General features: G+C 43.7%; 18 protein-coding genes. 9 read left to right on the forward strand and 9 right to left on the reverse strand.

The window, feature by feature from the left end; genetic code table 11:
• Window positions 1–66: 66 nt before the first annotated feature.
• Complete coding sequence (locus tag SPICA_RS06565) at window positions 67–1,278, reverse strand: nucleotidyl cyclase domain-containing protein (protein WP_013968747.1); 1,212 nt, start codon at window positions 1,276–1,278, stop codon at window positions 67–69.
• A 95-nt stretch (window positions 1,279–1,373) separates the two neighbouring features.
• Here SPICA_RS06565 and amrB point away from each other — a divergent pair, with 95 nt between their 5' ends.
• A complete protein-coding gene (amrB, locus tag SPICA_RS06570) occupies window positions 1,374–2,210 on the forward strand; it encodes an AmmeMemoRadiSam system protein B (RefSeq protein ID WP_013968748.1) in 837 nt (278 codons plus the stop codon).
• On the opposite strand, the gene SPICA_RS06575 is transcribed toward amrB, so the two are convergent.
• The 4 genes from SPICA_RS06575 to SPICA_RS06590 are packed head-to-tail and all read right to left on the reverse strand — an operon-like array spanning window position 2,197 to window position 8,253.
• Complete coding sequence (locus SPICA_RS06575; protein ID WP_013968749.1) at window positions 2,197–3,873, reverse strand: motility associated factor glycosyltransferase family protein; 1,677 nt, start codon at window positions 3,871–3,873, stop codon at window positions 2,197–2,199. The genes amrB and SPICA_RS06575 overlap by 14 nt on opposite strands.
• Window positions 3,866–5,380, reverse strand: coding sequence for a 6-hydroxymethylpterin diphosphokinase MptE-like protein (locus tag SPICA_RS06580; RefSeq protein ID WP_013968750.1), 1,515 nt, complete (start codon window positions 5,378–5,380; stop codon window positions 3,866–3,868). Before SPICA_RS06580 ends, SPICA_RS06575 begins: the two co-directional genes overlap by 8 nt.
• The gene (locus tag SPICA_RS06585; protein WP_013968751.1) at window positions 5,377–6,138 is read right to left on the reverse strand and encodes a hypothetical protein; all 762 of its coding nucleotides are present in this window, start codon (window positions 6,136–6,138) and stop codon (window positions 5,377–5,379) included. The genes SPICA_RS06580 and SPICA_RS06585 overlap by 4 nt, the downstream gene beginning before the upstream one ends.
• Window positions 6,139–8,253 (reverse strand): hypothetical protein, encoded by a 2,115-nt coding sequence (locus SPICA_RS06590; RefSeq protein ID WP_013968752.1) that lies wholly within the window; start codon window positions 8,251–8,253, stop codon window positions 6,139–6,141.
• A gap of 206 nt (window positions 8,254–8,459) precedes the next feature.
• Here SPICA_RS06590 and SPICA_RS06595 point away from each other — a divergent pair, with 206 nt between their 5' ends.
• On the forward strand, window positions 8,460–8,897 hold the full coding sequence (locus SPICA_RS06595; RefSeq protein ID WP_257720285.1) for an FtsB family cell division protein: 438 nt from the start codon (window positions 8,460–8,462) through the stop codon (window positions 8,895–8,897).
• Here SPICA_RS06595 and SPICA_RS06600 read toward each other — a convergent pair.
• The 3 genes from SPICA_RS06600 to SPICA_RS06610 form a co-directional block, all read right to left on the reverse strand.
• Complete coding sequence (locus tag SPICA_RS06600) at window positions 8,894–9,784, reverse strand: TP0183 family DNA metabolism protein (protein ID WP_013968754.1); 891 nt, start codon at window positions 9,782–9,784, stop codon at window positions 8,894–8,896. The genes SPICA_RS06595 and SPICA_RS06600 overlap by 4 nt on opposite strands.
• A gap of 63 nt (window positions 9,785–9,847) precedes the next feature.
• On the reverse strand, window positions 9,848–10,309 hold the full coding sequence (gene smpB, locus SPICA_RS06605; protein WP_013968755.1) for an SsrA-binding protein SmpB: 462 nt from the start codon (window positions 10,307–10,309) through the stop codon (window positions 9,848–9,850).
• Complete coding sequence (locus tag SPICA_RS06610; RefSeq protein WP_013968756.1) at window positions 10,302–11,777, reverse strand: SUMF1/EgtB/PvdO family nonheme iron enzyme; 1,476 nt, start codon at window positions 11,775–11,777, stop codon at window positions 10,302–10,304. The genes smpB and SPICA_RS06610 overlap by 8 nt, the downstream gene beginning before the upstream one ends.
• A 63-nt stretch (window positions 11,778–11,840) precedes the next feature.
• Between SPICA_RS06610 and lepB (SPICA_RS06615) the strand changes: the two genes are divergently transcribed.
• The 3 genes from lepB (SPICA_RS06615) to hemW are packed head-to-tail and all read left to right on the forward strand — an operon-like array spanning window position 11,841 to window position 14,860.
• Window positions 11,841–12,827 carry a signal peptidase I gene (gene lepB, locus SPICA_RS06615; RefSeq protein ID WP_013968757.1) on the forward strand — a complete coding sequence of 329 codons (987 nt, stop codon included), beginning with the start codon at window positions 11,841–11,843 and terminating at the stop codon, window positions 12,825–12,827.
• Window positions 12,828–12,835: 8 nt separating this feature from the next.
• The gene (gene lepB, locus SPICA_RS06620; protein ID WP_013968758.1) at window positions 12,836–13,558 is read left to right on the forward strand and encodes a signal peptidase I; all 723 of its coding nucleotides are present in this window, start codon (window positions 12,836–12,838) and stop codon (window positions 13,556–13,558) included.
• 15 nt (window positions 13,559–13,573) lie between these two features.
• A complete protein-coding gene (hemW, locus tag SPICA_RS06625; RefSeq protein WP_013968759.1) occupies window positions 13,574–14,860 on the forward strand; it encodes a radical SAM family heme chaperone HemW in 1,287 nt (428 codons plus the stop codon).
• 18 nt (window positions 14,861–14,878) lie between these two features.
• Here hemW and SPICA_RS06630 read toward each other — a convergent pair whose 3' ends face one another.
• Window positions 14,879–17,380, reverse strand: coding sequence for a helicase-related protein (locus SPICA_RS06630; RefSeq protein WP_013968760.1), 2,502 nt, complete (start codon window positions 17,378–17,380; stop codon window positions 14,879–14,881).
• A gap of 88 nt (window positions 17,381–17,468) precedes the next feature.
• Between SPICA_RS06630 and ppdK the strand changes: the two genes are divergently transcribed.
• From ppdK to SPICA_RS06650, 4 genes are all read left to right on the forward strand, one after another.
• Window positions 17,469–20,132, forward strand: a complete 2,664-nt coding sequence (gene ppdK, locus SPICA_RS06635) for a pyruvate, phosphate dikinase (protein ID WP_013968761.1) — start codon at window positions 17,469–17,471, stop codon at window positions 20,130–20,132.
• Window positions 20,133–20,301: 169 nt separating this feature from the next.
• Entirely contained in the window at window positions 20,302–21,267 is a 966-nt protein-coding gene (locus tag SPICA_RS06640; protein ID WP_013968762.1) for an ABC transporter substrate-binding protein, read from the forward strand.
• Window positions 21,260–22,012 (forward strand): ABC transporter permease, encoded by a 753-nt coding sequence (locus SPICA_RS06645; protein WP_013968763.1) that lies wholly within the window; start codon window positions 21,260–21,262, stop codon window positions 22,010–22,012. The genes SPICA_RS06640 and SPICA_RS06645 overlap by 8 nt, the downstream gene beginning before the upstream one ends.
• On the forward strand, window positions 22,009–22,728 hold the full coding sequence (locus SPICA_RS06650; RefSeq protein WP_013968764.1) for an ABC transporter ATP-binding protein: 720 nt from the start codon (window positions 22,009–22,011) through the stop codon (window positions 22,726–22,728). The genes SPICA_RS06645 and SPICA_RS06650 overlap by 4 nt, the downstream gene beginning before the upstream one ends.
• Window positions 22,729–22,732: the final 4 nt, after the last annotated feature.

Consider the following 22,732-nt stretch of genomic DNA (forward strand, 5'->3'; position numbering starts at 1 on the left):
ACCTGCACCGTTAATAAGTTTAATTAATCCAAGGGGCTCATAAAGAGCTCCTTGTTGTATTGAGGATTATGTTCTCTTGGAAATAAAAGCTCGATACCGTTCAGGATCACTTTTAAAAGCAACAATTGGTGAATTACTATCTTCAAGAGCCTTTTCAAATGCCCGTGTAGCTTCAAGTAAAAGCCGATCCGCTTCGATTAATCTTCCTGAGCGGGAACTTAAACCTATAGCCCAACGAGCCTTTATAAGGATTTCAGAGTTAATTTTAGAAAATAGTTTATTTCGGAACTCTTCTGCCATTTTAAAACTATGGTCCAGATCAATATTAGGCAGGAGTATGCAAAATCCTTGTCCTTTCCATTCAAAAATAAGATCACGGAAGGTAAAAAACGCTACAATCTGGTCTGCAATATTTTTAAAAAGATCAGGGTAAGCTGAAAAACTCAAGTCCGGAAAGGCAATAATCATTACAGTCAGATCCTGTTCAAAAGATGCACTGCGATGCAGTTCAGCTTCCAAACGTTCTTGGGTATAATCCTCCCAACTGACCGAAAGTAAAGGAGTATAAAGCCCCCGGGGTGTTCCATCGGCGCAGTCCGAATTATGGTCAGCAATAGGTGGGGAGAAATCTTGTGTATCCAGTTTGGGTATTTCAAAGGGCATTTCTTCATCTAACAGGATTGAGGAGCCTCGTGTCGATGTGGATTCCCTATCCATACTTTGGGCGGTATATGGTTCTGATGATGTGTCTGATAATGTTTTTAATGAGGAGAAGGCAATAGTCCCAACCGCAAGTACCAGAGCGATAAGAACAGTAATCAGACTGTTGATGAGAATTTTGTGAATCAATACAAAATCGATCTCTTCAGCCACCGCACTTATGGTAATATTTCGATATCCTTCTACCATGATAGGACGGATAAGAGGAGGTTTTGACAATCCAAAGGTATCGGTGAAGGTGGGGTCTCCAGTATTCCACTGAAGATATCCAGGTTTTTTTTCTAGTGCATACATGACACCGTTACTATCAGAAATGATGACAGCCATTAGTGTTCGAGATGTTTCCAGGGTGTCTTTCACAGCTTCACGGAAAGGATCCGACATAAAACCAAGAGCCGCAGCTGCAGTAGCCCTATCGGATAATAAGAGAAAATCCTGCTGAGCCTTTACTTTTCTCTCTGAAATAGATTGAGAAATGGTAACAATTGCAAATACAATGGCTACCATATACAAAAAACCGCAAATCAGGGCTACAATTGAAGTATACTTGGTTCGCATAGTTTCATTATATACGTTTTTTTTATTACATGCTAGAATAATGACACCGATTTTAAAGAATCTTATATTTCTGAAATCATCCTAAGGAGCGTTGTATGAGGATACGAAAACCAGTTTTACCGAGCGGTTGGTATCCAACACATCCTGCATCTGTAGAAGATTTCATTTTAAAAGTACAAGAACGTATACAATCAGATCCTACATTTTCACAAAATGCCAAAGCTTGTATTGTACCCCATGCAGGATGGAGCTTTTCTGGAACCATCGCTTTGACAGCACTCCTTCGCTTACAACCAGGTCCACAAACTCTCATTGTTTTTGGCGGCCATCTTGGTCCATCTCATCAACCATTAATGCTCATGGATGATGGAGTGGAAACTCCTCTAGGAATCATGTCTGTTGATATAGGTTTGCGAACAATGCTGCTTGAGAAGATTCCCTGTAGTTCTGACATCTATCAGGATAATACTGTGGAAGTGCAATTACCTTTTTTACACTATTTATTTCCTGAGTCAGAAATTATCTGGATGCGGCTTCCTGCAAAACTTGAATCCTTTAAAATTGGCAAACAGATTTCTGAAATTATTTATTCCCAGCATAAGGATGTCAGGGTTATTGGGTCCACCGATTTAACTCATTATGGGCCAAATTATGATTTTACCCCCCAGGGTGTCGGTGAAAAGGCGTACCAATGGGTGACTAAGGTGAATGATGCAGAGATTATTGCCGCAGTACTTTCAATGGATAAGGAAAAGGTTTTGCGAAAAGCAACGGAGGATTCTGCTGCCTGTTCAGTCGGAGCAGTGCTCGGAACCATGGGTTATTGCGATGGAATTAGTCTTGGAAAACCTGAACTGATTGCCTATGGCACCAGTAGAGATAATTATAATTCCGACTCCTTTGTTGGATATGCTTCCTTTATCTGGAAATAGAACTTAAAAACCTATTAATTTCTTGACTAGCAATTTCTTTAAGAATTTCTATCAGCCTGTACAGTGGAATATCCTGATGGGTTCGTCTAATAAAAGCAGCTAACGGAATCAGCGTTGTGAATATATCCCGTTGGTATTCAGATAGTTGTTGTATATATTGAGGTAAGCTGGTTTCACACAAAGGTAGCCCCATGATACACTCCACATAGGAATATAAAAATTCCTTAGCAGATGCACTAACAGCACCAACTGTAAAAACGGGCTTTATCTTACTTAAATTTAATTTTTGAACATTGTGGTGTACGCTAATCGGTGCGCCTTTGCCTTCAGAAATAACCAGTTGGGCCTGTATACGTTCAGATAAGGCTTCTAATTTTTTTCGGTAATTGATTAATGGTTTTGTTTCATATCGCCAAGTTGTTGCATTACTGATTTTTAAGAGCTGGCTATTTCTAAATAGAAACCCACTGAACATAGCTTCTGCAGGATGTAGTCTATCTTGTTTATTATAAAACAGTTTATGTATATAGGTTCCTCGGGCATAGGATTCTCCTTCAGGGTAGGAAAAATCTACCCCATAAAGGGTAATTTTGCGGGCACCTAATTGATCTGCTAAAGCAACTGCTGCAAAGGTAACATTCCCACCTGAAGTATCAACAAATGGGAATGAACGCCAATAATGAGAAATATATTGGGTAAAAGGATGTCCTCCTGAAAAAAAATAAGTGTTATCAGATAAATTAGCTAAAACCGGTGGACTTGAAAGATCTAAAAAGAGGGGTATATGTTTTGGTTTTCCAGGAACAAAGTGGTAATAGCTGATATGCTGACAATCAATAGAAATAACTCCATCTGGTTCTATTCCATGTTCCAATAGAGCAGGAAGAGATGTATCTGTAGCAAGTAAAAAAGATTCATTTCGATCTCGTTTAATATCTTGAATTTGTAGTTCTAAAGATGGCCCCGCTGCTGTAATAGCAACATTCTGGGGCATTACAAAAGGATGAACATGTTTTTCTGAATTAATAATATTACGAACCGTGTTGGAAAACCATGGCTTCCCAAAATATGCCTGTACGGAATAATCTTCAGAAATCGTTTCAATAGATACTCGTATCATATCAGATGCTTCCGTAAAAGGTTCGGGATCATAGTCAACTCGGGGCCGTAGAGAAATCACCTGTATTCCCCCATGAAGAGCCGGTTTATATGTTTCGAGAAGATAATGATAAATCAGTTCAGCACTGGGTTCCACAAGCAAGGATATTCGCGGGTCGCTCAATAGTGATACATAATCAATCAGTGAGAATAGCTCTGCACATGCATTCAAATTAAAATCAATAATAAGTACTGATTGAATATCAGGTCGTTTTAGAGCTTCCTTGGCAAAATACCCCCCACCTAACCCCATAATAATAAGGTACCCTGCTTTCTCAACGGTTTTAATAATACGTTCAGCCTCTTTATAAGGATCGAATAATGAATGTAAAGGTTGCAATGAACCATCTAATCGTTGAAGTGCAGGAACAGGAAGATTATTTTTTGAATACATTAATTTGTAATACCCTCTCGTTGTCTCAGAACTGCTTAGCTTTGTACATAATTCGGGTGATTTGCCATGCAGAACCAACAAATTACGGTCAAAAAGTTCTGCCCTATCCATGTATAACCCCTTGGGAAAATAGATTTGAGACTTGTTGGATAATTTCTGAACTTGAAAGAGCTTCCTTATCACCTGTTAGAAGAAAACTAAGCTCTTTTCTCATCAATTCATGTTCTGGAGAGGTTTGTAATTCTTGAATTAAAAGTAACAAAAGGCTTTGTATCCTTTGCTGTATGTTACCATTTTTCCGTGGAAGTATATAAAATGATGGTGCTTCATAGGATTGCCAACTTATTCGTTCAACCGCAGTTAGCATTGGAAATCGTGGATGCTTTGTACCAATAACAAAGATTCGTTCAGTTTTATCTGAAAAATACCAATTAAACCAATCTGCATAGATTGATAAAGCTTCATAGTTTGCATCAATAAGAGCCCGTTTGAACTGTAGATGATATAAAGGTGAAAATCGATTGACCTTTTGATCATAATAAAAATCGAGTCCATATGGTCGAGCATGGGTCATCATATCCCGATGAGCCATATCCATCCCAGTTATATAAATTGGTCCACTAGTAAGTGCCATGGCAATATCAATAATTGTTGCAGAAACAGTCCCTCGTTGAGGTAACTGAATATAAGGAACCTCCAGTTTCTGCAATAATTTTGTTTGCCATATACTTCCATCGCTAATGACAAGCTGGGGGACCTGGGCTACATGAGAAGAAAGGTAAGCATTTAAGCTCGTTGCCAAAGGGAATGGAAGTACATTCATGCCCTCTGCTTTACTAGAAGAAAATGCTGGAAATAAACGAACCCGGCGAGATTGGTCAATAAGATGAAAGGTAGCCCAGGTCCCCCCATCGGTAGCAACCGATAGGGATGGTATAATATGGTGGTATAGCAACGCAGGCACTGAAGACGCTGCAGCAATAATACAGGCCGGTCCTTCTTGAAGTGTCTTATATATCAATGGAATTGTTTCTTCAAGGCTTGGCCCAGCACCGGTTACTATAACAGGAATAGTCCCAGCATTAAAATAAAGAGGATTTTGCAAACGAGCTAGATTTTTTATACTATTTTTTATCCAGCGTTTGCCAAAACCTTCTGTAGTTCTGATATTTGCAGCCTCACGTTTAATAAATTGTTGAACTATATTCCATAGGTTTTGATATTGTTGTCCAAAGGCAACCGCAGAGGGTTTCCATTCAATTAGAAAAGAATGAGACCCTTCTGGAATTTCCTGTTCAAGGAAATCAAGTAAATCGATATCTCCTTCTGGAAACCATACCTTATGAGCTTCGTCATCGAAACTCTCTGATACATGTTTCAAAAAATTTATTGCATGAATGACAAGTATTCTCTTGTTGGGAAAAGACTTTTTAATAAAAGGTATACAATACCCAAGTCCTGGTTCAAGAATAATAAGATTCTCACAATTATGTGGAATATTGAGCGCTTTTACAAACCGTTCTGCTTCATAAAGAGGATTATAACTAGAATGTATTAAGTTATTTCCCACTAACATTGTGGGTTGCCCTAAACGACTTGGTACAAGTCGAGGTATCATAATATCCGTTCTACCGCAGCAAGACTATCGGCGGTTTCAAATGCATCTAAAAGTTTAATATTAAAACTGTTTTGTATCCTATGAAAAAAAAGTTCAAAGTCTACAGTAGATTCCAAAATGATGATCAATCTTGATTCATCCAAAATATGAGAACGACCATAGTGACATAGGATTTTTTCTATTTCCTCAGGTTTTTCTGGTTTTTCAAAAATACCTATACCTAAGGTTGCCCCCGGTTTTAACAATTCAGTAAATATGTTATTTATCCATTCGACAGGATCCCAGCTTGTCGCAAAAATACCATGAATTCGGCTAAGGATGTACGAAAGATCATCAATCATTATTTTTTTCTGTGGTTCTTCAATAAATACAATAAAGATTGTTTCTACAGATGATTTACGTATCAGGTAGCCCTGGGCCGAAGATACTATAACTGTCTGTAAGAATGGTAAAGATGTAATAAAGTCAGCAGAAAACCAACTATTTTCTTTTTCAGGTAAATATGAAAGTATATCTGAAGCCTTAATGGTAAATGCTGGAATATCAAACCCGATAATTTCCAGAGATGTAAAATTATCCTGTTGTTGTTTAAATACAAAGGCTCCTTGAAAGGGTACATAAGTCTTTAAAAGAGACAGTACCATATATACCCTGTTTGATGAGGGGCCTAATCGCAGCATTCTTTCAACAAGGGCATCTGCCATTGGATCCCATTTGCTATTAATGGATGTACTGGCAGCCCTTTGTAATAATCCCATTTATACCAAACCTAACTCTTCGAATAATTTTTTATAAGTCTCAAAATATTCTGATTTTGCAAATTCTTCTATTTTCTCTTCAGGCAAGGATTCAAGGAGCTGATCCATATAGGAAAGCACAGCCTTAATTTCCTGAGTAAGATTCGGTGAACCAACTATTTTCTCCTTTGGTTGCACTACCTCCGGTTCAATCTCTTGATTTGCTAGAGTTTCTTCTGGTATTGCTTCTAAAACCTCTTCTTCTAACGGTGTTTTAGAGGTATCGATAGGTTCAGCTTCTTCAGGTTCAACGACAAAACCCTCAGGTAGTACCTCTTCAAAACTTTCTTCCTGAATAGGAGTACTTATATCCTCAAGTTCTTCTAAATTTTGTAAAGTTTCTGTTTCAAAAGCAAGAGGACTTTCAACCTCAGATCCTTCAGAAGTGTCCAGTTCGATATGAATATCTTCGATAGCGGGCTCTTCGAGAGGCTGTTCTTCAAGCACCACACCGCTTAAATCTGGTTCTTCGATAACTGCCTCTGAAAGATCTAACTGGGGTGAATCGTGCAGTTCTTCAGAATGTAGACTTATTTCATTCAGATCCTCTGCTAGATATTCTAAATCCTCAGGGGCTTCAATAATTGGTTTTACCCCCTCTTCTTGTAATTCTGCAATACTTTCATCAACAGGCAGTTCAATTGCTTCCTCTCCCAGGCCTTCCTCTATAGGCGTTTTTGAAGTAATTTCATCAGAAAAGGTTGCTTTAATCACATCTGTATTCAAATCAGCTGATCCTGAAACACCTGTTTCAATTGTCGTTTCCGGTATAGGATTCGGAATTTCATCTATTTCAGCAGATTCATCGGAAATAAGATCTTCCTTTTCACTCAGTAGCTCCGATTCTTCAAAATTATCTGTAATTTCCGGTCCTGCCTCTTCGGTAAATTCAGCTGTGTTTAAAATATTATCTAGTTCATCGCCAGTAAGGGCTATTTTTTCATCCTCTTCGTCATCAAAAAAGCCCTTTTGTTTTTCTTCGCTTGAACTTTTTGTTTCTTCGTTTATAGATGGTTTATTTTTATATGTTGCGAGCTCTTCCTTAAGCGTTGATAATTCTTTTTTAATGGTGGAAAGCTCATCAGCAATTTTCATAAGTAATTGAGTAGAAAGATCTACCGAACTTTCAGAATTTTCGTGTTGTGTAGCAATTTGGGGTTGTTGTAGTGTTTCAGGAACAACAGTCGCTGCTTCTAGTTCATGGTGTACCGCTTCTACATCATTAAAATCAGCAGTATTTTCATGTGTTATGGTACTTTTATCTGAAGTTGAAGGATTTTTCTCCTGTGAATCATCTTCAGAGGCTTCTCCTAAATCACTCAGGAAGTCATCAAAATCTGAGACAGATTCTAGATTTAGATCAGAATCCTTCGCCTCTGATACTGTTCCTATATCCATTGCACTTTCTGCATTCATCATGTTTAAATCAACAGACTCATTAAACTCTAGATCGATATCAAAAGATTCTTCTTCGACTTGTTCCTGTTCAGCAACAGATGTTGTGTCAAAATCATTGGTATCGAGGAAATCATCCATCGAAAGTTCGGTAAATTCGTCGGTATTAGATGCTGGCAGGTTATCTTCTTCAGGAATAAAAGATTCTGTTTCTAGCCCAATTTCTTCTTTTTTATTTTCTAACACCGGTTCTGATGTTTTAGGCCGATCTTCAATACTCGTAAAATCTACAACATCGAAGCTTGTTAATTCTTCAAAAGTATCGCTTGAATTAACTGCTTGTGGTAATTCTTCTACAGAAAAATCTTCTGGTTCGGGCAGATTCCCAAAATCTTGAATCGATGCATCAGTAGTATTGGTAACCTCCGAACGACTATCATTTGTCAATTCTATATCAGGAAGCGTATCCATTTCCAAATCAGGTAAATCTTCAATGTCTGGAAGAGAAGGTTCAAAGGAATCATCTATCATTTTAGTACTTTCTGCGTTATTTTCAGTTTTCTTTACATCAGATACATCCTTTGGTTCGCTTTTAACCCAGACGCCATATTCGTCTAATTCATCAGAAGAACCAATAGTTGAACGATCAGTAAAAATAGATGGATCTTTATCGATTGCCATTACCTTCTCCCGCATTAGGATACATCGGGCCCCCCCAGCACTCAGCCAGAGGTCCCTTAGTCCTTTTCAGTATCGACACAAAGAAGAAAATAATTAATATTTCTCCTCTATTTAATCGTATCTAACCAATCTCTACTTGTCAATGGAGACCACTAAAGACTTTTACGTAAATAACCGAAAACCAAGTAATGAAGCTTCGATATGTTATGCTTTCTATTTGGGTTACTGTAGCGATTTATTCTCTTGGCTCATTTTGTTATGGGCCCACTGGAATACTAGCTATGAACCATCTTATACAGCAAAAAGAAAAGTTAAGTACCAATATAGAACAATTAGGAATACTTCAACAGAATTTGTCATATTCTGTTAACGCTCTATTGTATGATCGGGATACTATTGAAGTATTAGCAAGAGATTTAGGTTATGGAAAATCTGATGAGTTATTTATTCGAATCTCTAGTACCGAATCGATAAATAAAAGTCGTTATATTGTTGGTGGTCTTGTTATACCTGAAGCTTATACCCCACCTCTGCATGAAGTTACATTACGAATCATTGCGATAGCCTCTGGGTTCATTATACTCATTCTAACTATAATTTTGGGAAGAACATTAAAAACAAATAAGGCTACGTCTAAACCCTAATTACCTGTACGCACCCATTCTGCATCTCGTTCGGTATCATGAATGACCTCAAGAATCTGGTCTTGATCATAGCGAACAGCGGTACTTATCTTTTTCCCGCGGAGAACCGATGTATTAGTCAATTCTGTAAATATCCAACGCATCGGTTTAGCAAGAGCAACAAGTTGAAGTGCCACTTTATATGGAAGTGGATGATAATATCGTTCAGTATTTTGAGAAATTTGATATACGATAAGATTTCCATTGTGAATAGAATATTTAAGATCCATTCGTGCACCGGATGTTAGTATTGCCTGTCCAGTTCCTCCTGAGAAAAGCCGAACAAGTTCTATGCCCTTATCTCCACGCCAAGTGCCAAGAATTTCTGTTTCAGATTCTATTACTTTTTGGACTTCGTTTTCTTTGTTTTTAATGGTGTCGGGCTGTTGCATTAAAGTCTTTAAAAGTAATATTTTAAGATTTGCAGATAGCATATCGACCGTTGGTTCAATGGATGAAAAACTTATCTTTTCGCCTGTTTTTACCTTTATAACTTCAAGTGTTAAAACATAACCATTTCCCAAAATACCAAGGGTTCCCTGTAATAGATAATCAGCTGATAATAGGCTCCCCAATTTTTGTGTTTCTGTTATGTCAGTAAATGCATTATTTATTGCATATTCCCACTCTAAAAGAATACGATCACGATCTTGTATCGCGGTTAGTCTAAAAAGATTTAGCTCGGTAATATAACTTTGAACAAGTTTTTCTAACTGAAGACATTCATCTTGTAGATCTTGGACAGCTGTAAAAGGTAATATTGTTAAAACTGGTTGTTTTTGTTGTGCGGATAATGAAAATAAAGTAAATAATAACAAGCTACTCAACGTGAGCCAACGTCTAAACATTAGTACTTTTTCCCCTCCTTAACAATGGAACCCTTTACGTATGGTAATGTAAGAGAGGTTCCATCAATGCAATTTCTCTCTGAACTCCCGGGAAACTTCCCGTTGTATGTCCCGTTCGCGAATATCTGCACGTTTATCAAAGGCTTTTTTACCCTTACATAACCCTAATTCTACCTTAACTTTTCCATTTTTAAAATAGAAGGATAGAGGAATCAGGGTGTATCCCTTTTCTTCCACCCTTCTGGCAATCCTCTTTATTTCATCCTTGTGGAGTAAAAGCTTTTTTTTACGGTCCGGATCATGGTTAAAGATCGATGAAAAGGGGTTTTCTGCAATTCTGAAAGAGTTGAGCCAAATTTCGCCATTTTTTACCTCTGCCCAAGCATCGGGAAAGGATATTTTTCCTTCACGAACAGATTTAATCTCCGTTCCCATGAGTACAATACCGCACTCGTAGGTTTCATCTATGGTAAAATCGTGCCGGGCCTTGCGGTTAACCGCAATAATTTTAACACCCTCACTCATGGAAACGCTCCCTTGCAAATACGGGTCGAAACCCAACAAAGGGGGATGACGAATCGGGCGGTAAGGAAGCCCTGGTTTCAGCCTGTATCGTTTGGGCTTTATTAGCCCAGGAACCTCCCTTAACCACAAATTCGGGAGAGCTTAGCAGATTTCGAAAGTTCTCTGGAGCTTTAAGTTCAGGGAAGGGAACAAAAGGGGTATCGCACCATTCCCAAAGTCCACCAATGATATTGGTAAAATTCCTGTTGTTGAAATGGCTTGCCGCACTATACCACTCTAGTTCTGTCGGAAGCCGTACCTGATAGTCTGTTGTCCTACCGGTTTTAAGCCCCTGAGGAACTTTTGTAGTAAGCCAGGCACAGAACGCCTTTGCGGCGTAATAGGAAACTCCAGGAACAACCCCTGCAGGAAAGGCGTTATTATCAGCAGATTCCAGGTATTCAGATCCCACAAGCCCCTGAGCAATGAGGGCATCTTTTTTTTCTTTTGCCCATTCAGGGTGTTCAGCTACAAAAGTGTCCCATGCTTGCTGGCTTACTTCCTGTTCAGCCATATAAAAAGTGCTGTCTCCTATACTAATTTCACGGAATTGGAGGGGGCCAATGCTGATGCGTGTTCCAAGCAGGGCTGGTTTCTCTTTTAAGCTATCCCATTCGGTTTGTGATGCCAATGTATGCTTTTTATACCAATCTGTACTGGCGAGAGCCTTGGATTCCGTTGAAGGTAAGGCCGACAGGAGCCATGCTGGAGCAGCCGGATTTTCATTGATATAGGCAAGGGCATCCTGAAGGGCAGAAAGGGTGGTGACATTCGATGGTGCCAGTCCTGAAGTATGGGCAAAAAAATGGGCCCTGCTCAGGTCTCGCAGCGCTACAGAGGTACTTGCAAAACGGGCAGAAGCTGAAAGGATGCCCAGAAGTTCATCACCATGACCAGATTGTACAGCCTGGAAGGCACCACGGTACATGGCTTCGGAAAGCACCAGAGGAACCTGATAGGTAGCACTTGGTTCTCCCGCAAAGGTCCATGCTGCATAGGCTTGAGCCCCTGCTAAAATTGCGTTAAGAGGGTCATCGCTGCTTAATTTTAAAAATAATTGCTTATGTTTCGGGAAGAAGAGAGATCCGAAAATCCGATTCCCTACATCAAGAGTCTTTTGCTCTGCAGTAAAACCGGGGAGAACCGCCGAAATGGTATGGTTCCCTTCGGGTACAAAAATAGTACAGGGGCTAGTCCCCTGATACACATCATCGATACGGATTGCGGCTCCAGCAGGCTCTGTCTGTATTGTATAGATGCTTCCCCGTTTGGTCAGCCCCGGATAGAGGAGTAAAAAAAACAGCAGCCCCACTATGAGTAGTGCATAAAGGACTGTTAAGTATTTCCCCGGTTCAATTCCAAAAATAGGTTTAAGTGTAACCCTATCTTCTGGGAGTATTTCGGTTTTTTTCCTTATAAATCCAAACATGGGCGAATTATAAGTTGGCAGCTAGACCTTGTCAACGACGGTACTTCATGGTAGGTTTTTATCATGGTACAGGGCAGCGAGTTTTTTAACAAGGTACAGCAATTTACAGAGCAGATGCTCACCCGGCGGCGTGCAATAATACGGGCAAAAAAAGAAAAACAGAAAGCTAAAAACCCAATCATCGATTGGATAGAAGCCTTCGTGTGGGCCGCTGGCGTGGTATTGATCATTAATCAATATCTTTTTCAAGCCTATCAGATCCCCTCGGGGTCCATGATCGACACACTGCTCATTGGGGATCGGATCTTTGTAAATAAACTTGTCTATGGACCGGAGCTCCTTCCCGGTGTGGGTAAACTGCCCAGTCCTTTTAAGCCTCAGCGGAATCAGGTCATCATCTTTGAGAATCCTTCATATATATCCCGCGGTCCCGCCTTTGATGTGCTCCAGCGAGTTCTCTATATGCTCACCCTGTCACTGGTGGATATAGACAGGGATGAAAATGGGGCTCCCAAGGCACACTTTCTCATTAAACGGGCTGTGGGCATGAGCGGAGACACTATTACTATGAAAGATGGTGAAATATATTTTCTGTTCCCCGGTGAAGACAGGATTGTGGCAGAACGGGATTATATCAAAGCAACGAATATGAATCATAGAATTAACAGGTTGATGGATATCTCTGCCTATCCTGCACTGCAAGCGGCAGGGCGTATGGCAGCCTATTCAGATATGGGTTTACAGGTTCCTGCCGCTTTACTGGAACAAGTTAAGGGTGCTGCCACACTACAATATCCCGATTATCTGGAACACGAGCGGTCCCGTATTTCAGTACTACAGGCTGCAAATCCTCAAGACCGGCGATATACCATGCTCGCTGCCCGGTTCAAACTGGGCTGGTACGTTCCCGAAGGGCGAATCTTTCCCATGGGAGATAATCGGGATAATTCCCGGGATGCCCGCTATTTTGGTGCAGTCCGCCTATCCAAAGTACTCGGCCAGGGATCGCTTAAATATTGGCCCCTCTCTCGGTTTGGTAGTATCAAATAAGGTCCGCTATGATATACAAGAAATGGCAAAAATATTCATACACAGCTCAACGACATCAGCGACATCGGCTCCTTGTGGCTCTTCTATGGATTTTAGGGACTTTTTTGCTGTACCTTTTTATTTCCAGTTTTTTTATTTTTTCATTTTATGTTGAATCCGATTCTATGGCTAAGACGCTTACCCCTGGTGATGTAGGGCTTGCCCTCTCTACTCGACTCTTTCCTCATGACAAAGAGTCTTCTCTTTTTCCCTATAAGCATGGGGATCTCATTGTTCTTGAGAAATCCTATTCTACCACGTCCTCTTCATGGTATGTTCGTTTGTGGGATAATTTTATTGCCTTTTTTACTGCCCAACGGGCGGTGCATGTAAACGAGGCCAGACGCCTTTTTATAAAACGGATTATTGCGCTGCCGGGAGATGAAATTTCCATCACTGATAATATTGTACGGGTCAAACAGGTAAATCAGGACTATAACCTTACTGAATTCGAGCTAAGTTCAAAAACCTATGATATTACCGTACCCAATGAAGAGGGCGGAGCAGGGAATACATTACCCTTTGCTTCGAATATGGCTCTTATTCGTCTTAAAGAAGGGGAATGTTTTGTGCTCTCCGACGATCGCAGTGATTGCAACGATTCCCGCACCTGGGGGCCGGTTACATTATCTGATATAAAGGGAAAGCCCTTTTTCCGTTATTGGCCCTTTTCTCGTATCGGAAAACTGTAAATTTCGGGCTTGTTCATGACCGCTTCCTTATATATTCATATTCCCTTTTGTGTTTCCCATTGTGATTATTGTGATTTTTATTCTGAATTGGCCCTACGCCTGGCCCCACCCTCGAAATCCGATAGTTCAGGGCTCCTTCATCGGTATGTAACCGCTCTCAAGGGGGAACTGGATTGGGCCCTGAGTTTTTATGGGCTGGAGTATGGGCTGGAGCATGTGCCCACCCTCTATATTGGCGGCGGGACTCCTACGGTTCTCGGTCTGGAGGGGCTGGAAGCCCTGCTTCTGCATTTGTCCCATGTGCTCCCCAACTGGCCTGCTGAGGTAACCCTGGAAGCAAACCCTGAATCGGTGAACGAAGACATCCTGAGCATGCTCCGGTGCCGGGGGGTGAATCGGCTCAGTCTTGGGATCCAGTCCTTTCATGAACCAAGCCGCCTTGCAGTACACCGAAGCGGAACCGTAGACCAGTGCTTTTCCGCTTTGGACATTGCGGGGCAGTATTTTCCCCAGGCCTTTTCAGTAGACCTTATGGCTGGGCTCCCTTTTCAAACAGCCCAAGGACTGTGTGCGGATATTCAGCGGGTGCTCGATGCCGGTACCAATCATGTTTCTCTCTATTCCCTTATCTTGGAAGCAACTACCCCCCTTGCCAGGTATGTCCGTGCCGGTACGATTCACCTCCCTTCCGAAGAGGAAGCTGAAGACATCTGGCTTGCCGGCCGGGATGCTCTGACAGCCCGGGGCTTGCTGACCTATGAAGTATCTAACTTTGCAGTCCCGGGCTATGAAAGCCGGCACAATATGCGGTACTGGCGTATGGAAAGCTGGATTGGCTGTGGTCCCGGAGCTTCTACGACGCTTATAGATGAAAAGAATGGCACCGGTCAGCGCTTGACCAACAGACCTGATTTACAAGCCTATTTCCATTGGGCTGAAAAAAAATTGGCTGAAAAAAAGTGGGCTGACAAAATATCGCCCCGGGGTGAAATGGTTCTACCCGATGAGTCAGTCACCCCCGATAGGGTGTCTCCTCCGGCGGATAGGGAATTTCTAGATCAGAGCACGTTGATGAAAGAAAGCCTCATGATGGGCTTCAGGACAATTGCAGGACCCGATGAAGCCCTTTTCGAAGCTCGTTTTCATCAATCTATAGGATCCCTCATTGGGCGTACGATCAGCCTCTGGAAAAAACGGGGACTTTTTCAGAAAGACCGATGGGCCCTCACGTCGGAGGGTCTCCTCCTCCTCAATAGTTTCCTGGTGGACTGTTTTCAGGAACTGGAACAGCAGGGGCTGTAGGGCCCTTTTGTCGAGCCCTTAGGCCAAATATGATGCAAGGCGACGATAGGTCTGGTTAACCCGATCCTTCCATTCCAGATTAATCTCATCTCCCAGTTCATCGATAAGATTTTCCAGACTGGCTACACTTTCGTTAATTGCCGTATGAAAGCCCCGGGAACACTTAAACCAGTAATTGCCTCCGTTGTCCGTAAAGAGACAGAGAAAGCCCAGTTCGTTTTTCCCCTGTTTCCAGAACGCCGCAGTCCCCACCAGCGGGAGAGCCTCGATGAGTTCGGAGAGGTTTTCATGGATGGAAAAGTTTTTCTTTCGGGGCCAACTTTTATTCAGCCCTTCATCGAGGTTAAGGGTAGGAGCCAGATTTAAAATAAGTTCAAGCCGTTCCCCTGCAAGAATGGTGTACTTGTTGTTTAGGGTAACGATGCCCTTAAGGTCCTTGTACATACTCGCCGTGTCAATGCCGATTTGCCCCTTAATTTTTTCCAGTTTTTCCCAGGGAAGCACCACCGTCTTAACACCTTTGATTTTTTCAATATCAAAGACTTCGGTGAGTATTTTACAGCGATTGGTGAAATCCCGGGCCTGTTTTGGTTTTGTTTCGGTCTTGGAAATTTTGCCAACCAAGCCTTCATAGAGGGTTGGATGGATTTTCCCCAAGGCGCTTTTGGGCAGGGGCGAAACCGACATGGCATACATACGGGTCGTCCTGACTATTTCTCCCGCCACAATGTACATGGGATCTTCCCGGAACATTACTGAACCGGGATGGATGAAAATACGGTCCGCAGTAAGGCTCCGATACATATCTCGGCCAACTCGTACGCAGACAAACTGGATGAGCCCTTTGCCAACACAACAGAGATAGTCCTCGGTGGCCCCCCCGGATAATATTGGGAGTCCCATATCAGATACAATCAGTTCCAACTGTTCCTTTACATTGACAATTTCCACCATGGTCTTTTCGTCCAGGTAGTTCTTGTCGCAAAATTTACTCTTATTTTTAGCCTCTTTAAATGCCTTAAAGAGTTTGAGGTAGGACACAAAATCCCCAGCGGGGTCCCGGAAGGTATGATGAGCCTTCCGGGCATCGGTCTCCTCCCCCGGCGGGAGAATGTAAGGGCTCTGGGTCGAAAGAAAGGCCGCTGCGATAAGGGTTTCCTCCGTAACCTGGGGGTAACTTCGCAGGGCTTCCACAATAATACGGGATTGGCGCGGGGGCAGGGGAAATTGAACCATCATTTTCCCAATTGATGAGAGGTTCCGGTCATCATCAAGAGCATCCAGGAGATTGAGGGTTTCTATGGCCGCAATGAGCCCTTCTCGGTTCGGTGGAGAAATAAAGTCGAATTCTTCAAATGTCGTAACACCCAGCTCGGCCATACGGAGAACGACCTCGGAAAGATCGGTCCGATAAATTTCTTCCGTGGTAAAAAGGGGCCGGTTTTCAAAGTCCTTGCGGGAATAAAGCCGGTAACAGGTCCCTTCCTGGGTTCGTCCTGCCCGTCCCTTGCGCTGATTGCAGGACGCTTTGGAGATCGGCCCTTCGATCAGGCTCGATGTAAAGGTTCTTGGATTATAGTAATTGAGTTTCGCTAAGCCCGAATCAATAACCGTGGTAATGCCGTCTATGGTAACCGAGGTTTCTGCAATATTCGTGGAAACCACCACCTTGGTTTTCCCCCAGGGGGCAGAATCAAAGACCCGATCTTGTTCCTCCTTGCCAAGTCTGCCATAAAGGGGAAGAAGATGCAGGCTTCTTCCAACAGAACAGGATACCAGCATTGCCATACAGTCCTTAATCGCTTTTTCACCGGGAAGAAATATGAGGATGTCTCCGGGCCGTTTTTCGCTGACGACCCGTTCTACAATGGCGGTGATTTTGAGAAGTTGGGCTTCCAGGGCCGCTTGTCCCGTAGCAATTCCCTCGCTCACCACAGTCGTATCTGGCGGATCATAGACCACTGTGACCGGATAGGTAATAGCATCAATTTTAACCACCGGACATTCACCAAAGTATTCGGAAAAGACCTGGGTGTTTATGGTAGCTGAAGAAACGATGACCTTAAATTCCGGTCGAACCTCTAAAACCCGTTTCAGGAGTCCCAGAATAAAGTCGATATTTAAACTTCGTTCATGGGCTTCATCAACCATAAGCACATCATATTTGGAAAGGTAGGGGTCGAGCTTCATTTCCTGAAGCAGAATCCCGTCGGTCATGATTTTTATTTTGGTACTGTGGTCAGTTTGATCTTCAAAACGCATTTTATAGCCTACAAGGCCAGGGATTTTCGTTCCCATCTGACGGGCGATGAATTCACTGACCGATACCGCCGCGATCCGTCGCGGCTGGGTAACCCCGATCATGCCATGCTGGGCAAAACCAGCATCATACAATATAACTGGCATTTGGGTCGTTTTCCCAGAACCGGTGGGGCTTTCAACAACAATTACTTGGTGTGTCTGTAGGGCTGAAACAATAAGATCCTTATGCTGATAGACCGGTAAATCTGTATACTTCATGCAGCAACTATACTACAAATTATGAAAATAATCCCCTTTCTTTTTTTTGTATATATGCTATTCTTAATTGATATGGAGGAAAGAACTAATGGCTAAGCAGAAATTTGTGTATTTCTTCGGTGAAGGTAAGGCCGAAGGGGATGCCAAGATGAAGGAGCTTCTTGGTGGTAAGGGAGCCAATCTTGCAGAAATGACGAATTTAGGCATCCCCGTGCCTCCGGGGTTTACTATTTCGACCGAGGTCTGTGCTGCCTACTATGAGAATAAGCAAAAGTATCCTGAGGGACTGGAAAAGGAAGTTCTGGATAATCTCACAAAACTGGAAAAAGTGATGGGTAAAAAACTGGGCGATCCTGAGGATCCTCTATTAGTATCAGTACGTTCCGGTGCAGCGGTTTCCATGCCCGGTATGATGGATACAATCCTGAATCTTGGCATGAACGACAAGGCTGTAGTGGGTCTGGCCAATAAGACCGGGAACCCCCGTTTTGCCTGGGATGCCTACCGGCGCTTTATCCAGATGTATGGCGACATTGTCATGGGAATCCCCCACGATGAGTTCGAAGAAGCCCTGGCGGCCATGAAAAAGGCTAAGAAGGTTGAGCTGGATACGGGCCTCGATGCGAAGGATCTGGAAAACCTGGTGGTGGAATACAAAAAAATCTACAAAAAGCACACCAAGAAAGATTTCCCCCAGAATCCGCTGGATCAGCTCTGGGGCGCCATTAATGCGGTTTTTGGTTCTTGGATGAACGAACGGGCCATCAAGTACCGGGAACTCAACAATATCAAGGGCCTCAAAGGCACCGCGGTGAATGTGCAGTCCATGGTATTCGGCAACTTCGGTGATGATTCGGGCACCGGTGTTTGTTTTAGCCGTGATCCTTCTACGGGTAAAAATGAATTCTACGGCGAGTTCCTCATGAACGCCCAGGGCGAAGACGTGGTCGCCGGTATCCGTACTCCCGAAAAGATTGCTACCCTGGCAAAGAAAAACAAAAAGGTCTATGAACAGTTATTAGATATTAAAGACAAGCTTGAAAATCATTTCCGCGACATGCAGGATATGGAATTCACTGTTCAGCAGGGGGTCCTCTATATTCTGCAGACCCGTAACGGCAAACGGGCAGGGGCCGCGGCAGTAAAAATCGCCGTTGATATGGTGGCCGAAGGACTCATTGACAAGGAAACGGCTATTAAACGGGTTACCCCGGAACATCTGGATCAGCTCCTCCATCCTATGATCGATCCGAAGGCTCTAAAGGGGATTAAACCTCTGACCAAGGGCCTCAATGCTTCTCCCGGTGCTGCCTGCGGCCGTATCGTCTTTACCGCCAAGGATGCAGAGGAATGGGCAGAGCGAGGCGAAAAGGTACTCCTCGTACGAAAAGATACCAGCCCCGAGGATATTGGCGGTATGGTAGTTTCCGAAGGCATCCTCACCAGCACTGGCGGTATGACGAGCCATGCGGCAGTCGTTGCCCGCGGTATGGGAACCCCCTGTGTGGCCGGTGCCAAGGGGGTGTCAGTACAGGGCAAAAAAGTCGTTATCGGTGAAAAGACCTTTAAAGAAGGGGATTGGATTACCATCGATGGTTCCACCGGAGATGTCTATGAAGGCCAGTTTCCCCTTATCAGCCCCAAAATGTCCAAGGACCTGGAAACCTTCCTCTCCTGGTGTGACAAGGTTTGCGCCGATTCGGTCCGCGGCAATGTGAAGGGCTTCCTCGTACGGACCAATGCGGACCAGCCAGAGGATGCCAAACGGGCCTTTGATTTCGGCGCCCAGGGCGTCGGTCTCTGCCGAACTGAACACATGTTCTTCGATAAGGAAAAACTCATCCACTTCCGGACCATGATTGTGGCCGATACAGAAGAAGCCCGCAAGGAAGCCCTTAAGAAGATTCTGCCCCTGCAGAAAAAGGACTTCTTCGGCATCTTTAAGGCCATGGAAGGCCGGCCGGTTACCATCCGGCTCCTCGATCCGCCGCTCCATGAATTTGTACCCCACACCAAGGAAGAGGTGGCAGAGCTTGCGGAACATCTCGGTGTGAAACCCAAGGACCTCCAGCCCAAGATTGATAAGCTCCACGAAGCTAACCCCATGCTCGGTCACCGGGGCTGCCGCCTTGCGGTTACCTATCCGGAAATCTACGATATGCAGGTAGAAGCCATCGTGCTTGCCGCTATAGACTGTGTGAAGAAGAATATTCCTGTAAAGCCTGAAATTATGATTCCCATTGTCTGCGATGAACAGGAACTGGCCCTTCTCCGGCCCAGGGCAGAAGCAATCATTAAGAAAAATCTGGAAAAAGCCAAGGTGAAACTGGATATCCAGATCGGTACCATGATCGAAGTACCCCGGGCTGCTCTCCTGGCGGACAAAATCGCCGCATTTGCAGACTTCTTCAGCTTCGGTACCAATGACCTGACCCAGATGACCTTTGCCTTCAGCCGGGACGATGTGGGCTCCTTTATGCCTGCCTATGAAAAACTGGGTCTTCTCGATGTGGATCCCTTTAAATCGGTTGATGAAGAAGGGGTGGGTATGTTGATGAACTGGGCTACCACCAAGGGCCGTTCTGTAAAGAGCGATCTCAAGGTGGGCATCTGCGGTGAACAGGGCGGCGATCCTGCCACAATCGATTTCTGTTTCCGCACCGGACTCAACTATGTATCCTGCTCTCCCTTCCGGGTCCCGATAGCCCGGCTTACAGCAGCTCAGGCGGTTTTGCGGAATACCAAAAAATAGTGATTTCTGCTTAATCAGGAGCCTATAAACCACGAGGGTCTGTTCCGATAGCTATCTTTATGATATATATCAGGATGTTTCGGGACAGACCTTGCACCATTTTAAAAGCAGGGCCAGGACGCTTGTTCTGGTCCTGTTTCTTTTGTATTGTTACGTAAAGAGGTGTCCTATGAAAAAACTTATGTTTAGCTGTCTGTTATCCTTCATCGTTTTTGCAGGTCTTACTGCACAGACTACACCAATTACGGTGTATACCCTTAAGGGGCCTTCCGGAGTCGGTATGGTGAAACTCTTTGAAGCTCCTCCCCAGGCAACGGGCTATACCATTATGATAGAAGCCCTTGCCCAAGCAGACCTGATGGCGGCCAAATTCCTCAGTGGTGAGGCTCAAGTTGGTATATTACCCGCTAATATGGCGGCAAAACTTGCAAGTTCCGGCAAGGATATTTCCGTGGCCGCAGTCATTGGTCAGGGAATGCTGAAACTTATTTCAGCGGACCCGACTGTTCGCAGTATTACGGACTTGAAAGGTACATCAATAGAAGTAGCAGGTCAGGGAGCAACCCCCGACTATGTATTTCGCCGTATATTACACAATTATAAACTTGATCCTGAAAAGGATGTTCAATTGGGGTATGCTCTGGCTTATCCAGAAATAGCACAATCCCTCATTGCTGGAAAAATCAAGCTGGCCCTTCTTCCTGAACCCTTTGCAACCATGGCATTGGCTGGAAACAAGGACCTGAAGGTAGTTGGGGATATTCAGGCTGAATGGGTAAAAGCAGGGGGGCGCGAAAATTATCCCATGACCGTATTGGTGGTTTCCCGGGATCTGGCCCAAAAGCACACCGCAGCATTGAAGGCTATATATGAAGCGGTTGAGAATTCAATTGTCTGGGTGACTGGCCATCCTGCAGAAGCTGGTGCCCTGGTTGAAAAATACAATTTAGGTATCAAGGCTCCTGTGGCAACAGTAGCGATCCCGAAGAGTTCTTATGTATTTATACCAGCCCCTCAGGCTCGTCCCTCATTGGAAGCTCTTTTTTCCGCATTCCTTGAGTATGCTCCTCAATCAATCGGAGGAAAACTGCCTTCTGACAACTTTTATCTGGATGTAAAGCCTATTCATGAATAAACGAGAATTTTTCTGGGGAATAGGGGGAGTTTTTGTCCTTCTGGTGCTCTGGGAACTGGGAAGCCGTGTTCTTGCAAGTGATATTCTCTTGCCTGATCCCCGGAAGACCTTAGTAACTTTGGTAGGGCTCATTGGTACTCAGAAGTTTATGAAAGCTTTGGGTATGAGCCTTGTCCGAATCCTTATCAGTATGACGATCGCCATACCAGTATCGTTGCTTATCGGTATACCTTCAGCATTAAACTGGCGTATCCGTGCTTTTATGAGGCCCTTTTTTCTGGTTATTGCCGCTACCCCAGTTCTGTCCATCATTCTTATCGCTTTTATCTGGTTCGGTCAGGAGCGAACACCTATTTTCTCTGCCTTTCTTATGATGTTTCCAATTCTCACTTCGAATATTATGGCAGGGATACAGTCTGCAGATCCAAAACTCCGTGAAGTGCTCGATCTCTATAACCTGTCTGAATTACAACGGCTTCGATATCTCTATATTCCGAGTCTGTTGCCTTATATGATTGCGGGACTGCATAGTGCTCTTTCGCTCTGCTGGAAGGTGGTCGTAGCTGCTGAAGTTATTGTACAGCCCCGGTTTGCCCTTGGTACAGGAATGCAGATGGCTAAGGCCCAGCTCGAAACTATAGAGCTTATAGCCTGGACCATAGCAACTGTTATTATGGCAGGCCTTACAGAATCGGTTTTTCTTGCAATTAAAAAGCTCTTTATGTATAGGGAAGGTGCTTTATGAACATCACCATAGAGCATCTATTGTTTTCTTATCCCAATACAGACAGGGCCTTATTTCAGGATTTTTCGCTATATGTACAGGGGCCGGGAGTGTGTGCTTTACTTGGGCCATCGGGGTGTGGGAAGACAACCCTGCTTAGACTCATCGCCGGTTTCTTAAAACCCCAGGCTGGTACTCTTTCTGTCGAAGGGCCCCTCTCGTATGTGTTTCAGGAAAGCCGGCTTTTTCCCTGGCTCAGCATTATCGATAATGTGAGCCTTCCCCTCTTTCAGCGGGTATCAAAAACCGAAGCCCGCGAAAAGGCGCTTTTTATGCTCGAACAGGTTGGTCTTGCGGATAAGGCTTTTGATAAGCCTGCCCAATTATCCGGCGGTCAGCAGCAGCGAGTTTCCCTTGTACGGGCTTTTCTATGTCCTGCTTCAGTAATGTTGATGGATGAACCCTTCCAGGCTTTAGATGTACCGCTGCGTATTCAGCTTATGGATTTGTTTTTACGGTTGCTTCAAGATAAGCCACGGCTCGTACTTGCTGTAACCCACGATCCTCGGGAAGCGATATACCTGGCGGATCGTACCATTATTCTGCAGGGTCAACCTCTCAATCCCGTGTGGGACAAAAAGATCCTGCTTTCTCGGGACGAGCGCTGCTATAGTTCACCAGCCCATGCGGAACTGGAAGCCCAGATGTTTGCGGTGTTAACGGCCGTATCGGCCTAACGGC

The organism is Gracilinema caldarium DSM 7334 (genome assembly GCF_000219725.1).
GTDB classification, from domain to species: domain Bacteria; phylum Spirochaetota; class Spirochaetia; order Treponematales; family Breznakiellaceae; genus Gracilinema; species Gracilinema caldarium.

What these genes read in the sequence shown, in the direction of transcription:
- SPICA_RS06565 (WP_013968747.1), bottom strand. Translation starts at nt 1,278, where the DNA reads ATGCGAACCAAGTATACTTCAATTGTAGCCCTGATTTGCGGTTTTTTG.
- amrB (WP_013968748.1), top strand. Translation starts at nt 1,374, where the DNA reads ATGAGGATACGAAAACCAGTTTTACCGAGCGGTTGGTATCCAACACAT.
- SPICA_RS06575 (WP_013968749.1), bottom strand. Translation starts at nt 3,873, where the DNA reads ATGGATAGGGCAGAACTTTTTGACCGTAATTTGTTGGTTCTGCATGGC.
- SPICA_RS06580 (WP_013968750.1), bottom strand. Translation starts at nt 5,380, where the DNA reads ATGATACCTCGACTTGTACCAAGTCGTTTAGGGCAACCCACAATGTTA.
- SPICA_RS06585 (WP_013968751.1), bottom strand. Translation starts at nt 6,138, where the DNA reads ATGGGATTATTACAAAGGGCTGCCAGTACATCCATTAATAGCAAATGG.
- SPICA_RS06590 (WP_013968752.1), bottom strand. Translation starts at nt 8,253, where the DNA reads ATGGCAATCGATAAAGATCCATCTATTTTTACTGATCGTTCAACTATT.
- SPICA_RS06595 (WP_257720285.1), top strand. Translation starts at nt 8,460, where the DNA reads ATGCTTTCTATTTGGGTTACTGTAGCGATTTATTCTCTTGGCTCATTT.
- SPICA_RS06600 (WP_013968754.1), bottom strand. Translation starts at nt 9,784, where the DNA reads ATGTTTAGACGTTGGCTCACGTTGAGTAGCTTGTTATTATTTACTTTA.
- smpB (WP_013968755.1), bottom strand. Translation starts at nt 10,309, where the DNA reads ATGAGTGAGGGTGTTAAAATTATTGCGGTTAACCGCAAGGCCCGGCAC.
- SPICA_RS06610 (WP_013968756.1), bottom strand. Translation starts at nt 11,777, where the DNA reads ATGTTTGGATTTATAAGGAAAAAAACCGAAATACTCCCAGAAGATAGG.
- lepB (WP_013968757.1), top strand. Translation starts at nt 11,841, where the DNA reads ATGGTACAGGGCAGCGAGTTTTTTAACAAGGTACAGCAATTTACAGAG.
- lepB (WP_013968758.1), top strand. Translation starts at nt 12,836, where the DNA reads ATGATATACAAGAAATGGCAAAAATATTCATACACAGCTCAACGACAT.
- hemW (WP_013968759.1), top strand. Translation starts at nt 13,574, where the DNA reads ATGACCGCTTCCTTATATATTCATATTCCCTTTTGTGTTTCCCATTGT.
- SPICA_RS06630 (WP_013968760.1), bottom strand. Translation starts at nt 17,380, where the DNA reads ATGAAGTATACAGATTTACCGGTCTATCAGCATAAGGATCTTATTGTT.
- ppdK (WP_013968761.1), top strand. Translation starts at nt 17,469, where the DNA reads ATGGCTAAGCAGAAATTTGTGTATTTCTTCGGTGAAGGTAAGGCCGAA.
- SPICA_RS06640 (WP_013968762.1), top strand. Translation starts at nt 20,302, where the DNA reads ATGAAAAAACTTATGTTTAGCTGTCTGTTATCCTTCATCGTTTTTGCA.
- SPICA_RS06645 (WP_013968763.1), top strand. Translation starts at nt 21,260, where the DNA reads ATGAATAAACGAGAATTTTTCTGGGGAATAGGGGGAGTTTTTGTCCTT.
- SPICA_RS06650 (WP_013968764.1), top strand. Translation starts at nt 22,009, where the DNA reads ATGAACATCACCATAGAGCATCTATTGTTTTCTTATCCCAATACAGAC.